The organism is Flavobacterium bizetiae, from assembly GCF_024271895.1.
Lineage (GTDB): Bacteria > Bacteroidota > Bacteroidia > Flavobacteriales > Flavobacteriaceae > Flavobacterium > Flavobacterium bizetiae.
Map to the genome: position 1 here is coordinate 3,900,403 of NZ_CP091861.1, position 13,526 is coordinate 3,913,928.

The 13,526-nt window shown below is 33.3% G+C and carries 11 protein-coding genes; 2 read left to right on the plus strand and 9 right to left on the minus strand.

Annotation, left to right across the window (positions count from 1 at the left end; all coding sequences use genetic code 11):
- The first annotated feature begins 48 nt into the window (after window positions 1–48).
- On the plus strand, window positions 49–1,959 hold the full coding sequence (acs, locus tag L0669_RS16550) for an acetate--CoA ligase (RefSeq protein WP_263758882.1): 1,911 nt from the start codon (window positions 49–51) through the stop codon (window positions 1,957–1,959).
- Between the two features lie 226 nt (window positions 1,960–2,185).
- Here acs and L0669_RS16555 read toward each other — a convergent pair whose 3' ends face one another.
- The 4 genes from L0669_RS16555 to L0669_RS16570 all read right to left on the minus strand — a co-directional run bounded on the left by L0669_RS16555 (window position 2,186) and on the right by L0669_RS16570 (window position 5,955).
- On the minus strand, window positions 2,186–2,782 hold the full coding sequence (locus L0669_RS16555; protein ID WP_173972864.1) for a 3'-5' exonuclease: 597 nt from the start codon (window positions 2,780–2,782) through the stop codon (window positions 2,186–2,188).
- Window positions 2,783–2,784: 2 nt separating this feature from the next.
- Window positions 2,785–4,701: a DUF294 nucleotidyltransferase-like domain-containing protein gene (locus tag L0669_RS16560; RefSeq protein ID WP_173972865.1), complete on the minus strand. Its 1,917-nt coding sequence runs from the start codon at window positions 4,699–4,701 to the stop codon at window positions 2,785–2,787.
- A gap of 361 nt (window positions 4,702–5,062) precedes the next feature.
- Window positions 5,063–5,443 (minus strand): hypothetical protein, encoded by a 381-nt coding sequence (locus L0669_RS16565; protein ID WP_263758883.1) that lies wholly within the window; start codon window positions 5,441–5,443, stop codon window positions 5,063–5,065.
- Between the two features lie 92 nt (window positions 5,444–5,535).
- Window positions 5,536–5,955 carry a hypothetical protein gene (locus L0669_RS16570; RefSeq protein WP_173972867.1) on the minus strand — a complete coding sequence of 140 codons (420 nt, stop codon included), beginning with the start codon at window positions 5,953–5,955 and terminating at the stop codon, window positions 5,536–5,538.
- 155 nt (window positions 5,956–6,110) lie between these two features.
- On the opposite strand from L0669_RS16570, the gene L0669_RS16575 reads away from it, so the two are divergent.
- Window positions 6,111–7,340, plus strand: a complete 1,230-nt coding sequence (locus L0669_RS16575) for a multidrug effflux MFS transporter (RefSeq protein WP_263758885.1) — start codon at window positions 6,111–6,113, stop codon at window positions 7,338–7,340.
- Window positions 7,341–7,710: 370 nt separating this feature from the next.
- Here L0669_RS16575 and L0669_RS16580 read toward each other — a convergent pair whose 3' ends face one another.
- The 5 genes from L0669_RS16580 to L0669_RS16600 form a co-directional block, all read right to left on the minus strand.
- Window positions 7,711–8,979, minus strand: a complete 1,269-nt coding sequence (locus L0669_RS16580; RefSeq protein ID WP_263758887.1) for an NAD(P)/FAD-dependent oxidoreductase — start codon at window positions 8,977–8,979, stop codon at window positions 7,711–7,713.
- 117 nt (window positions 8,980–9,096) lie between these two features.
- On the minus strand, window positions 9,097–9,621 hold the full coding sequence (locus tag L0669_RS16585; protein ID WP_263758889.1) for a GNAT family N-acetyltransferase: 525 nt from the start codon (window positions 9,619–9,621) through the stop codon (window positions 9,097–9,099).
- Window positions 9,622–9,704: 83 nt separating this feature from the next.
- On the minus strand, window positions 9,705–11,039 hold the full coding sequence (locus tag L0669_RS16590) for a DEAD/DEAH box helicase (protein ID WP_263758891.1): 1,335 nt from the start codon (window positions 11,037–11,039) through the stop codon (window positions 9,705–9,707).
- A gap of 215 nt (window positions 11,040–11,254) precedes the next feature.
- The gene (locus L0669_RS16595; protein ID WP_173972871.1) at window positions 11,255–12,799 is read right to left on the minus strand and encodes a DEAD/DEAH box helicase; all 1,545 of its coding nucleotides are present in this window, start codon (window positions 12,797–12,799) and stop codon (window positions 11,255–11,257) included.
- A gap of 108 nt (window positions 12,800–12,907) precedes the next feature.
- Complete coding sequence (locus L0669_RS16600) at window positions 12,908–13,441, minus strand: DUF6155 family protein (protein WP_173972872.1); 534 nt, start codon at window positions 13,439–13,441, stop codon at window positions 12,908–12,910.
- Window positions 13,442–13,526 lie beyond the last annotated feature (85 nt).

Here is a 13,526-nt window from a genome sequence, read left to right on the forward strand (position 1 = left end):
AAGAATACGCTGATATTTAATACATTTATAAAAAAATTCCAAAAACATATGAGTTATTATAAAATTGAAAATTTAGAACAATATTTTAAACATTACAATAAGTCAATAAGGGAGCCAAGGAAGTTTTGGGGGAAAATTGCTGAAGAAAATTTTACATGGTATCAACACTGGGAAAAAGTAGTTGATTTTAATATGGCTGATGCCGAAGTGAAATGGTTTACTGACGCAAAAGTTAACATTACCAAAAATTGCATCGATAGACACTTAAGTAAAAGAGGAGAAAAAACGGCTATTATTTTTGAACCGAACGATCCTTCAGAAAGTGCTTTACATATAACATATAACGAATTATACGAGAGAGTTTCGAAAATGGCGAATGTTTTGCGTGAGCAAGGCGTACGTAAAGGAGACAGAGTCTGTATTTATTTACCAATGATTCCTGAATTGGCTGTTGCTGTTTTAGCTTGTGCCAGAATAGGAGCGATTCACTCTGTTATTTTTGCAGGATTTTCAGCTTCGGCAGTTTCTGCAAGAATTAACGATTGCGAATGCAAAATGGTGATTACTTCTGATGGAGGTTACAGAGGAAATAAAAACATTGATTTAAAAGGAATTGTAGATGAAGCATTAGATACTTGCCCATCTGTTACTAATGTTTTGGTTGTAAAAAGAACCAATACTAATGTAAAAATGAAAGAAGGACGTGACAAATGGTTACAGCCTTTATTAGATGTTGCTTTAGACAATAGTGTTGCCGAAATTATGGATGCAGAAGATCCATTGTTTATTTTGTATACTTCAGGATCTACAGGAAAACCTAAAGGAATGGTTCATACTACAGCCGGGTATATGGTTTATACAGCCTATACTTTTAAAAATGTTTTCAGTTACGAAGAAAATGATATTTTCTGGTGTACGGCAGATATTGGATGGATTACTGGTCACTCTTATATATTATACGGACCATTATTAAATGGAGGAACAACGGTAATTTTTGAAGGTGTACCATCTTATCCGGATTTTAGCCGTTTTTGGGATATTATCGAAAAACACAAAGTAACTCAGTTTTATACAGCGCCAACTGCAATTCGTTCGTTAGCAAAAGAAAGTTTAGATTATATTCAAAAATATCCTCTAAAATCGCTAAAAGTAATTGGATCAGTAGGAGAGCCAATCAACGAAGAGGCTTGGCACTGGTTTAATGACCACGTTGGAGATAAAAGATGTCCTGTTGTAGATACATGGTGGCAAACTGAAACTGGCGGAATCATGATTTCACCAATTGCTTTTGTAACACCTACAAAACCAACATATGCAACTTTGCCATTACCAGGAATTCAGCCTGTTTTAATGGATGAAAAACGCAATGAGATTGAAGGAAATCAAGTTGTGGGAAGTTTATGTATTAAATTCCCTTGGCCTGGAATCGCCAGAACAATCTGGGGTGATCACCAACGTTATAAAGACACTTATTTCTCTGCTTTCCCTGGAAAATATTTTACAGGAGACGGAGCTTTAAGAGACGAAGTAGGGTATTACAGAATCACCGGTAGAGTAGATGATGTTGTAATTGTTTCAGGACATAATTTAGGAACAGCGCCTATCGAAGATGCTATCAACGAGCATCCTGCAGTTGCAGAATCTGCAATTGTTGGATTCCCACACGATATTAAAGGAAATGCTTTATACGGTTTCGTGATTCTAAAAGAAACGGGAGAATACAGAGACAGAGCCAACTTAACAAAAGAGATCAATCAATATATTTCTGATCACATTGGTCCAATTGCAAAATTAGATAAAATTCAGTTTGTATCTGGTTTACCAAAAACACGTTCAGGAAAAATCATGCGTAGAATTTTACGTAAGATCGCCGAAGGTGATTTCTCAAATTTTGGAGATATTTCAACTTTATTGAATCCTGAAATTGTAGACGAAATTACAAAAGAAAGAATTTCTTAATTCTGAAATAAACAGAAATAAAAAATGCCTCTTAATTTTAAGAGGCATTTTTTTATATTGTAAAAATCAATTGTAGATTTTAGCGCATTTTTTATCATTTCGACGTAAGGAGAAATCTTCGCAAGTAACTCCGCATAGAAAATGGGTTTCTTATATTTTCTTTAAATAATAATAGTAAAAATTCTAACCTTAAATTTCCTTATATAACTTATATGGTTTAACTTTTCTATTTAATCCCCAATCGAGATTTTAACTTCAAAAACAAAAGCGCAATTTTATACGCATCTTCTGAAGAAGAATTTCTGTCACTTTTTGGAATTTTGTAAATTTCGCTTAAATCATCCAAAGAAAATTGTTTATCATTGATGTCCATTAATTTTCTGTACATCATATCGATATCCAATGCTTCATTTTTTAATCTTCCACAATCCAAACGTTCTAGGGCAGCGTTTAACATCTCTATATCAAAATTAATATGATGTCCTACCAAAATAGAATTACCAATAAAATTAACAAATGCTTCAATCGCATCTGGTTCAGGCATTTTAAGCATTTTGCTCTCGATGATAAATTCATTCGAAAGTCCGTTATCCTGCAAGAATTTGTATTGCAGCAAAACAGCTTCGAAATTATCTTTTATCACAATACCATCATCAATTACAGAGAAAGCACCCAAAGACAGGATCACATCCTTGTTAGGATTTAACCCTGAAGTTTCAGTAGATAAAACCACAAATCTATTAGGTTTTGTTTCGAATTTAGTCAGGTATTCTTTCCAGAAATCCGGATATTCTTTGTTGATATTTTTAATCCAGTCTAGCATATTTATGAGAATTGTGTAAGTTGAAATTTACTCTTAATTAGTTCCTCAAGATCTTTCATTGGGGTTAAGGCATTTTTTAACTTTTCTTTGTCCGTTTTAGACATTTCTCGCAAATTTATATATTGTCCTGAGTCGTCATTCTTTAATCCTTCGACAGTTCTAAATTTTGAGAGCGTTAAAAAAGCTTCGGCACAGCTTAAGTAAATTTCAGCATTTTTAGAATCTGTAATTGCTAATTGTTTGAATCTCAAATAGGTATTTTTGATTCCTTTGATGTTAGCATTTAAAATCAACAAACGTGCAGCATCAATTAACGGCATTAATGCACGTGTTTTGATGTCGAATTTTGTTTTGTGCGGTCCTTCTTCTTCAACAATGAATTTTTTGAAGAAACTCAAAGGAGAATTTCTTTTTAAAGCATCATTACCTAAAAAGTCGAAGAACAATGTATTATTAACAGCATTTTTGAAGATAACATTTTCGATTACTTCTTCAATTTTTGGTTCTCCAAAAACAATTTCATAATCAAAGAAAATACTACTTAAATCGTTGCTGTTTTCACCTGGAGTATTCATCCAGCTGTTGTATTGTTTTGTCCAGTCTGTCAATGATTTACACCATAACATATTGCTTCCCATATGTCCGTTTGGACAATATTCGTAACCTACTTTTTCTAATATCGAAGTAGTTCTTTTAGCCAGTCTTAAAAAGTAATCTTTTACTTCTCTGTATTTCTCAGGCGCAACATCTTCAAAAATAAGAATACTATCCTGGTCTGTTAGTAATAATTGCTCCTTTCGTCCCTGACTACCAATACTTAACCATGCAAAACGGGCAGGAGGTGAGCCTAAATCTAAAATAGACAATTCGACAGCACGTTTTATAATCGCCAGATTGATTTCGCTGGCAATATTACTAATATGAGAAATCGGGATGTTTTTTTGAATTGAGTTTTGAATTAAATCAGACAAACGATCACGGATTTGTTTTAAGTCTTTTGGAAGCTGAGAGCGTTTAATTTCTTTAATTAAAACACCAGGATTACTAGCTTGAGCCACAATTAAATCGTGCTCAGAAATAATTCCTTTTACAGCAGATTTACTCGTGCCGTCTTTAGTAACACATAAATGCGTTACATTATTTTTTAGCATTAACAATTGCGCTTCGGCAAGAGAAACATTTTCTATTACGGTAACTACCGGCGACGACATGATTTTATCAATCGTTTCTGTGATAGGATAGCGGCCTGTCGCAATTTTAGACGATAAATCAGCATTTGTGACAATACCAATTGGATTGTTTTTTTCGCAAATCACAATATTATCTACCATAGATTCCGTCATCAGGATCGCAACATCTTTTATAATGCTGTTTGATTCTGTTGTTAATGGCGAATTATTATAGGCAAGTGACTGAATATATTGCATTTCTGATTGTTGATCTACATAAAAAGCAGTGTCAGAAATCAATTTCCCATTAGAGTTTACGTTGTCTTTTGCATGTCTTGAATTGATAGCAAAATTCTCTAATAAAAAGTTTAAAACATCAGAATTATTAGCCACAAAAGGTCTGAAAACAGCGATAGGAATAGCATAAATAATACTTTCTTCACGTGCTTTTGCCGTCATCATATAGTTATTTTTGGCAAAAAACGGACGTAAACCAAAAATATCGCCTTCATGACATTTGTTTATAATCGTTTCTTCGGCATCAGCAATTGTTGTTAAATTTATGACACCCGAAGCCACTACATAAAAGCTATCATGTAGTAAATCATTTATTTGAAAAAGTACAGCGTGTTTTTCTAAATTGATAACACGAATGTTTGTAGCAATATCAGATAATTCCTGAAAAGTTAAATTATCAAATGGCGGGTATTCTTTTAAAAAATCTGCAATATGCTCAGCAATTGTATTCATACGTTTGATAATTTTTTTAAAGTATCGAATGTAAAAATAATAAAATAAACTCTTACAATGAAAGCATCTTTGCGAGAATGTAATTATTTTAATAAAATGTTAAAATTTAATGATTTACGGGCTTTAAAAAAGCTTTTTTAGGAGTTTAAAATCATTATTATCATTTGAGTTTTTATTTCTGTCCGGAAATAGAAGCACAATCGATCGTCAAGAACTTATTTATGATTAAACGTTTGGTATTTGACTGAAATAAGAAAGATCAATAGAAAGGCGAGTTTCGAAATATTCTATTTTACATAATATAAATTATAGTTCAAATTGTATAAGTCCTAAAACGGTGCAAAACACCGTAAATCCAGCCTTATTCGTATAGTTTCGTGAGAATCGTTTCTTTCGGAACTAAATCAGAACCACCTCTTTTGGTAAACTGTATCACTCCATCATTTACATAAAGTACTGCGCTTACAGAACCATTTTTGGCTTTCATACTAATTTGAGCTTTTTCACCAAGCGTATATACATATCCGGTAACTTCCATAACACCGGTTACGAATTTTTCATTAGCGCTTGTAATTTCTGCAGTTCCAAATATTTTACTGTTAGATTGCGCTATATTTAAAGTCAAAACATATTCTTTGCTACAATCCTTGCAATTTTCTGTGCTCCATGTACCTGTAAATCGATTTGTTTGTGAATGTGCTGAAAAAGAAATAAATAGCAACAGTAGAATGAATTTTTTCATTAGAATTAGGCTTTGTTTGTAAAATATCTTCAAATATAAACGAAAAAAGCATTCACCGTGGCGAATGCTTTTCTTTTCGTTATAAAATTAAATTATTTTATTTTTTTCAAATAAACAGATTTTCCGTTTAATGCAACGTTAATTTCATTGTTTTTCTCTGAAAAAGTCGTTCTCAAAGCATTTCCTTTAAAAATGGTAACATCACCGTAAACTTTTCCAGTTTCATCAGAAATATATTCAAATAATAATTTTTTGTTATCTGGCTCAATTCCAATTTTATAACTTGAAAATTTCGAAGTTTCTAAATTGAATTCCTGTTGAGTGTCGATGATTTTGCCATCAGCATAAAAATTGGTAACTGATTTGTTTAAAGTTATGTCAGGATAATACTGATTAACTTTTTGAAGAAGTGCGTATTGCTCCGGGCTTGCATCTTCTTTTTTAGATGTAATTGTCTGTGCAAACGAAATTGATGTAAAAATAAGAGCGAATAGTAAAGAGAAATTTTTCATAAATTTTAATTTTTAGGATTAGTTTGAAAATCAATTATTGAAATTCAATTTTTGGCTTAAAACGAACGCGGTTTTTATATAAAAACGCGTTAAATTATATAACAAGGTACTAAATATTTACCTTTGCAGGAAATTAAAAGCAATTTTTTAAGAAAATGACAACAAAAAAATACATTAAACTCATCCTTATTTTAGGTTCTCTAACCGCACTTGGCCCTTTTTCAATAGATATGTACTTGCCTGGTTTCTCAGGTATTGCTAAAGATTTACATACAACTGTTGCAAAAGTTTCAATGAGTTTATCGAGTTATTTTATCGGAATTTCCGCCGGACAATTGCTTTACGGACCATTATTAGACCGTTTTGGGCGTAAAAAACCTCTGTTTATTGGTCTTTTGGTTTACATATTAGCCTCATTAGGTTGTGTTTATGTAGCTGATATTGATTCTTTTATTCTTTTACGATTTGTCCAGGCCATTGGTAGTTGTGCCGCGACAGTAGCTTCTGTAGCAATGGTTAGAGATTTATTTCCGGTTAAAGATATTCCGAAAGTATTTTCTTTATTGATGCTGGTTCTTGGGCTTTCGCCGATGTTGGCGCCAACAATTGGTGGTTATGTTACCGAAGATTATGGCTGGCATACGGTATTTTTTATTTTAATGTGTATGGGAATTGCAATTTTAATTGCCGCCCAGGTCGGTTTGCCAAATAGCTACAAACCAGACACTTCGATTTCATTGAAACCAAAACCGATTATTTCGAACTTTTTAAAAGTTTTAAAAGAACCTCAGTTTTTCACTTACGCATTTACGGGATCTATCTCTTTTTCTGGCTTATTTACTTACGTAGCGGCCTCTCCTATAATTTTTATGGATATTTATCATGTAGACGCTAAAACTTACGGATGGATTTTTGCCTTTATGTCGGTAAGTTTTATCGGATCGAGCCAGCTAAACTCAGTTTTGTTGAAGAAATTTTCAAGTGAGCAAATGATTTTTGGAGCATTAATTACACAATCTGTCATTGCCAGCGTTTTCCTGATACTTGCTGTAAATAATTTACTGGGATTATACGAAACAATTGCAATGCTTTTCTTGTTTTTAGGATGCTTGGGAATTTCAAATCCTAATACAGCCGGACTTACAATGGCGCCTTTTGCTAAAAATGCCGGAAGTGCTTCCGCTTTAATGGGTGCAATTCAGCTTGGTTTGGGAGCTTTGGCATCATTTGCTGTTGGGGTGTTTGTTAAGGATTCTGTAGCGCCTATGGTAGTTATTATGACATCAACAACCATTATTGCTTTTATTGTTTTAAATATTGGAAAACGTTTTATTAAAGAAAAAGTCGAAGTCTCTAAAGATGATGATGTTTTGGTTGGGCATTAAAAATTAATAATTTTCAATTTTTTAAATCCCAAATTCCAAATTTTACGCAATATTTCTATTATTTTTTTAGGAGCTAATCCCGCTATTCGTTCCACCCGAGCGATAGCGAACTGACAAAGTAATCTTTTGTGGCGAACACCGCCACAAAAGAATTTCCTCTGCTATCAGGGCTAGAACAATCATTTTCATAACAATATTTTCGTGTAGCTAGTCATTTCTTATTAACTAGATCTAAACTGAAGCATTTAAGATATATTCTAAATGAACTAAAAAAGCCAGAATTTAATAATTCTGGCTTTTTCTATATATGTAAATATTCACAATTCAATTGGAATTTGGAATTTTTTAAAATTGAAAATTTAAAATTCATCTATTCACTTTGTTGTCTTTTATCAGGCCTAATAATCATTCTCAAAGACTGATCTCTGGCAAAATAAGCAACCATCCAGTTCCAGAATGTATTTAATCTGTTTCTATAAGTAATTAGGGATATTAAGTGGATAAACAGCCAGATAACCCAGGCAAAAAATCCTTTAAAATGCCATTTTGGACTTGGTAAATCGACTACGGCTTTGTTTTTTCCTATAATTGCCATAGAACCTTTGTCATTATAAGTAAAAGGTTTTAAAGGTTTATTTTGAACTAAAGCTTTAAAGTTTTTAGCCAGATTTAAACCTTGCTGAATCGCAACCTGAGCAACTTGCGGATGTCCGTCAGGGAAATTTTTATCACCGGCGGTAATGGCTGTATCGCCAATAGCGTAAATATTTATAAGTCCGTCGACTTTATTGTATTGGTCTGTCGCCATACGTCTTCCGCGAGCGTAACTTTCTTTTGGGATTCCGTCAAAAATTTTAGCCGAAACTCCCGCAGCCCAAATTAAATTTTTGGTTTTGATGGTTTCTCCATTTTCAAAATGCACCGTATCATCTACATAATCTACTACGCGTGTGTGCAGCTTTACTACAACGCCTAATTTGGTTAGCGCGTCTAAGGTATCTTGTTGCGAAGCTTTACTCATAGGAGCGAGTAGTGCGTCTCCCCCATCGACCAAATACACATTACTGGCTGATGTTTCGAGTTCCGGATATTCTTTTAATAAAATGTTTTTACGCATTTCGGCAAACATTCCGGAAACCTCTACTCCTGTTGGTCCTCCTCCGGCAACAACAATCGTTAATAATTTACGACGTTTACGAATATCTTTGGTGATAGCTGCTTTCTCCAGGTTTTTAAGCAAGGTATTACGCATTTCGATGGCATCATTTAAGGTTTTCATCGGAATGGCGTTTTTCATTACGTTTTCCATGCCAAAATAACTGGTTTCGGCTCCTGTAGCAAAAACCAAATGATCGTACGTTAATTCGCCGTTATTAAGGATTATTTTATTTTCGGCAGGAACTACAGAAAGTAATTCGCCTAAACGAAACTGAAGATTTTTTTTGCCTGCAAAGAATTTTCTAAAAGGATAACTGATACTTGATGGTTCTAAAAACGCTGTAGCAACCTGATATATAAGTGGTGGGAAAAAATTGTAATTGTTTTTGTCTACAAGGGTTACTTGTATTTGAGGATGGTCTACAAGCTCTTTCGCAAGATTTATACCTGCAAAACCACCTCCTATGATGACTATGTTCATATATTATTTATTAAGTAGGATTCGTGATTAAACTGTTTCTGCTTCAGCAGTTGTATAAATTTAACATTATAATTCCATATATAAAACCCAATTTGAGTTTTCTTTTTATAGTGGAAATTAATTAATGAGTTTTAGTCTCATCATAATATCTGTTTGTTCGTCATTACCCAGTTTAAAAATGTGCTTGTCAAATTCAACAAAACCATTTTTTGTATAGAAATTGATGGCTCTTAGATTTTCTTCCCAGACTCCTAACCATACGTAGTGAACATCTTTGTCTTTTGCAATTTGAATTGCTTTTTCATAAAGTAATTGTCCGACTTTTTTTCCATGAAATTCTTTTGAAACGTAGATTCTTTCGATTTCAAGTGCTGTATCGTCTTTTAATTCGGTTTGAGATTCTCCGAAATTTACTTTTAAATAACCAATTACATTATTTTCAAGCGTTGCAAAATAAAATTCAGAATCAGTGTTGTTAAGTTCTTCTGTTAGTTTGTCGCTGGAAAATTTTTCATCTAGATATTTTGTCATGTTTTCGTCATCGTTTGATTCCGAAAATGTTTCATGAAAAGTTTTTCGACCAATTTCTTTCAATTGATCGAGTTCTTGTACTGTTATTCTTTTTATTTCAATAGTTTCCATAGGTAACTTTCTGTTGTTTTTTTAAGGTTTAGAATACCTTATAAAAATACAACAGAAACTATGAAAAGTAATAATTGAGGATATTACTTTTTGAATTTTTTAACAGGTTTTTCTGTTACTTCAACTTTGTTTTGCAAAACGTAATTGGCTAGCAATTTTTCGATCAATTCATCTTTGGTAAGATGGTGAAAAACGGTTTTTACTTTCGTTTTTAAATCGGCTGAAATATCGTGATTGGGTTTTGTTTTGAAGATTTGTTTTGCCCATAAAAGCGTATTATTTTCTTCTAAACTTACAACTGAAGGTTTTTGAAATTGAGTGAATTTAATTCCTAATTCTTTTTCGAATTCCGGAATTTCGGCTGTTTCTTCTTCTTGCAAAACGGTTAAAGAAAGCCCCTTTGCTCCTGCCCTTGCAGTTCTACCACTACGGTGAACGTAATTTTCGTACGTATCCGGTAAATGGTAATTAATTACATAAGAGATTTCTTTTACGTCGATTCCTCTTGCTGCTAAATCTGTTGCAACCAGAATATTGATGTGTCCTTCACGAAATTGCTCCATGATTCTGTCACGAATTCCCTGAGATAAACTTCCGTGTAATGCGCCTGAAGAAAAACGATTAATGGCTAAGTTTTTAGCCAGTTTGTTTACTGCAGCTTTGGTTTTGCAGAAAATGATTCCGCGTTCTCCGTCTCTTGAGTTTAAGAAGTGCATTAAAACATCTAATTTGTCAATTGGATCCACTACAATATATTCGTGATCAATTCCTTGGTTACCAACGGTTTCCATATTGGCGCTCACCTGAACTACATTTTTGTTTAAGTAATTCTGAATCAATTGTTTGATTGTTCCAGGCAAAGTAGCCGAAAACAATAAAGTTCTGTGTTTTTTAGGAAGTTCGGCTACGATTTCGTCTAAGCTTTCTTTTAGGATCGAAACCATTTCGTCGGCTTCGTCTAAAACTAAATATTGTGCTTGTTTTAAATCGATTGCTTTACGCTGAATTAAATCAATTAAACGTCCCGGAGTTGCAACAACGATATGTGTTGGTTGTGATAAACGCTCGATTTGAGGTTTTATCGGGATTCCGCCACAAGTTGAAGCGATGGAGATGTTTGGAATGTGTTTTCCGAAATCTTCTAAGTTTCTAAAAATTTGTTGTCCAAGTTCTCTAGTTGGTACCAAAATAACAGCTTGTACAATTGGTGATTTAGTATCGATTAATTGTAATAATGGTAATCCGAAAGCGGCTGTTTTACCGGTTCCGGTTTTGGCTAAACCTACCACATCGTGGGTTTCAGTCAGCAATAACGGAATTGTTTTTTGTTGAATTTCTGTTGGTTCAACAATGTTCAATTCGCTTAAAGCTTTTAAAATTGGTGCTGAAATTCCTAATGATGAGAATTGTTTAGACATTGTTTTTTTAGTTTAGTCCCGATAGCTATCGGGATGATTTTAGATTTTAGAATCTGCCACAGATTACTCCGATTAAAATGATTTTTTAGAACCTTTGGTTCTGTTTTATTTTTATCATTTCGACGAAGGAGAAATCACATCCAATATTTGACAAACTTTGTCTGATACTAGTGTGATTTCTCCTTCGTCGAAATGACAAAACTGAGAAAACTTTATTATTCGTCGTCTGGTTCGTTCATGATTTTCTCACGATACTTTTTACCTATTAGTAAAACCAGTTTTAGTTTGTAATCGTCAACCAGCCATTCGCGGTAGTTTTTACTACATTGGCTCAAACATTTAGAATAACGTTTGATACGACAATCGATATCGTCGTCAAGCTCTTTTCCTAATGATTTAGCTTCCTGAAGCGTTTCGGTATTATCAACACACATTGAAGCGTGTTGCTCTAACGATTTGTCTAATACTACTTTAGAACGTAAATTTTGTTTAATGATTAGTTTGTGTTCTTCATCAACATCAAAAGTAACATCGGCAGTTTTAGCGAATTTTGCACGTAATTCCGGCGGCATACTGTATTTGAAATACAATTCGATTTCGGTATCATCACGAAGGTTTTCCAGATAAAATTCCGGTGATTTAAAGATGTGTTGCCAGTTTACAGGTTCGCTCCATAAACCAAAACGTGCTGCATTGTTTCCTAAATCGATTACTGTAAACTCGTCTTTACCAGGTAATTTACGAGATCCACGACCAATCATTTGGTAATATAATGTAAGCGATTTTGTCGCTCTGTTTAGTATAATAGTTTCTACTGTAGGTTCATCGAAACCTGTGGTTAAGATTCCAACAGATGTTAAAATGGCATCCGGAGTCTTTTTAAACCAAGCCAGGATATCTTTACGCTCCTCTGAACTACTTGTGTTATCAAGGTGTCTGATGTCGTAACCTGCTTCTCTAAAGGTTTCATATACATATAGTGAGGTATGAATACCGTTATTGAAAATCAGGGTCTTTTTGCCTAACGAACGTTCTGTATACGCATGCAAAAGTTTTTCCTGCATTATGGTATTGGTATACAGATCATCTGATGATTTTACGGTGTAATCTCCGTTGATACCTACTTTTAATGATGTTAATCCCACATCATAACTATAGGTGGTTGCACGTGCAAGGAATCCCTTGTCGATTAATGAGCTAATGGTGTCTCCCACAATAAGTTCATCGTAACTCTGGTGCATTGGTAATTTTATATTCGAACTCAATGGTGTTGCTGTTACCCCAAGGATAAAGGCATTTTTGAATGAGTTTAATAATTTTCTGAATGAGTTGTAATGCGCCTCATCGATAATAACCAAACCAATGTTGTCAAGATGCAATTTCTCATCATTAATACGGTTTTTCAACGTCTCAACCATGGCCACGAAACATGAAAAATCGTTTTGGTCAGGTAATTCTTTTACTTTACTGTTAATGATTTTATTAGAAACGCCAAACCCTTTAAGCATTTTTGAGGTTTGTTTACAAAGTTCGATACGATGCGTTAAAACCACCACTTTTTTATCATTATTAGCTAAATAACGACGTACAATTTCGGAAAAAATCACTGTTTTTCCGCCACCTGTAGGCAATTGATACAATAAATGATGTTTCGAAGGAGCATTGTCTAAACGTTCAAAAATGGCATCGATATCGCCTTTTTGGTATGCATAAAGTTCTTTTTTCTCTTCTCTTTCTATTTCTAAAGTGTTTTGAGACATTGTTTATTTTTGGATTTTTGCAAAAATACACCGAAAAAACAGTTATTCATCTTATTTTAACGTAAAATAAATGATTTTTTTAAATAAGATTTTTTATGAGAAAAGCCTTTATAAGTCGATTTTTTCTAAAATTGCCTCAAAATCATACTTGTTTTTCCATTTTTGTTGCATAGTTTCTTGCTGAATTGACATAATTCTTTCTTTAAAATCATGTAAAATTCCGTTAGAAATTACAAAATTTACTGCTTGCTCAAATGAATTTAAAATGCTTTTGTAAAATAATTCCTGCTTTATAAAATTATTTGAGGAATAGGTTTGTGCTATTTCGATGTTATAGAGCATGATATCGGCAATGACAAAAGGGTCTACTCCTATCATTATAAAATGTTTTATAATTTTTTGCGCAACAGAACGACGCATTTTGGCTTTTGGACGCCATTTTGCATTGGGTTTCTTTATAGGAAAATATTCGTGTGATATTTTGACCTTAGATTCCTGAAGCAGTTTATCTTCTTTAGGATTAAAAACAAAATCATAATACACTTTTACCGGAGCAAATTTTTCGTACAGCTCGATAATTTGTTCTTCGAGTTGTTCTTTGTTTAATTCGGCCAGATATTTTTTTAAATCGCGTTTACTCATTATCAAACTTTAAGATTACAAAAGTAAATTACTTTCCTGATTCATACCGCAAAAACCAACGATAATACTTAATTTTGCTTGCATA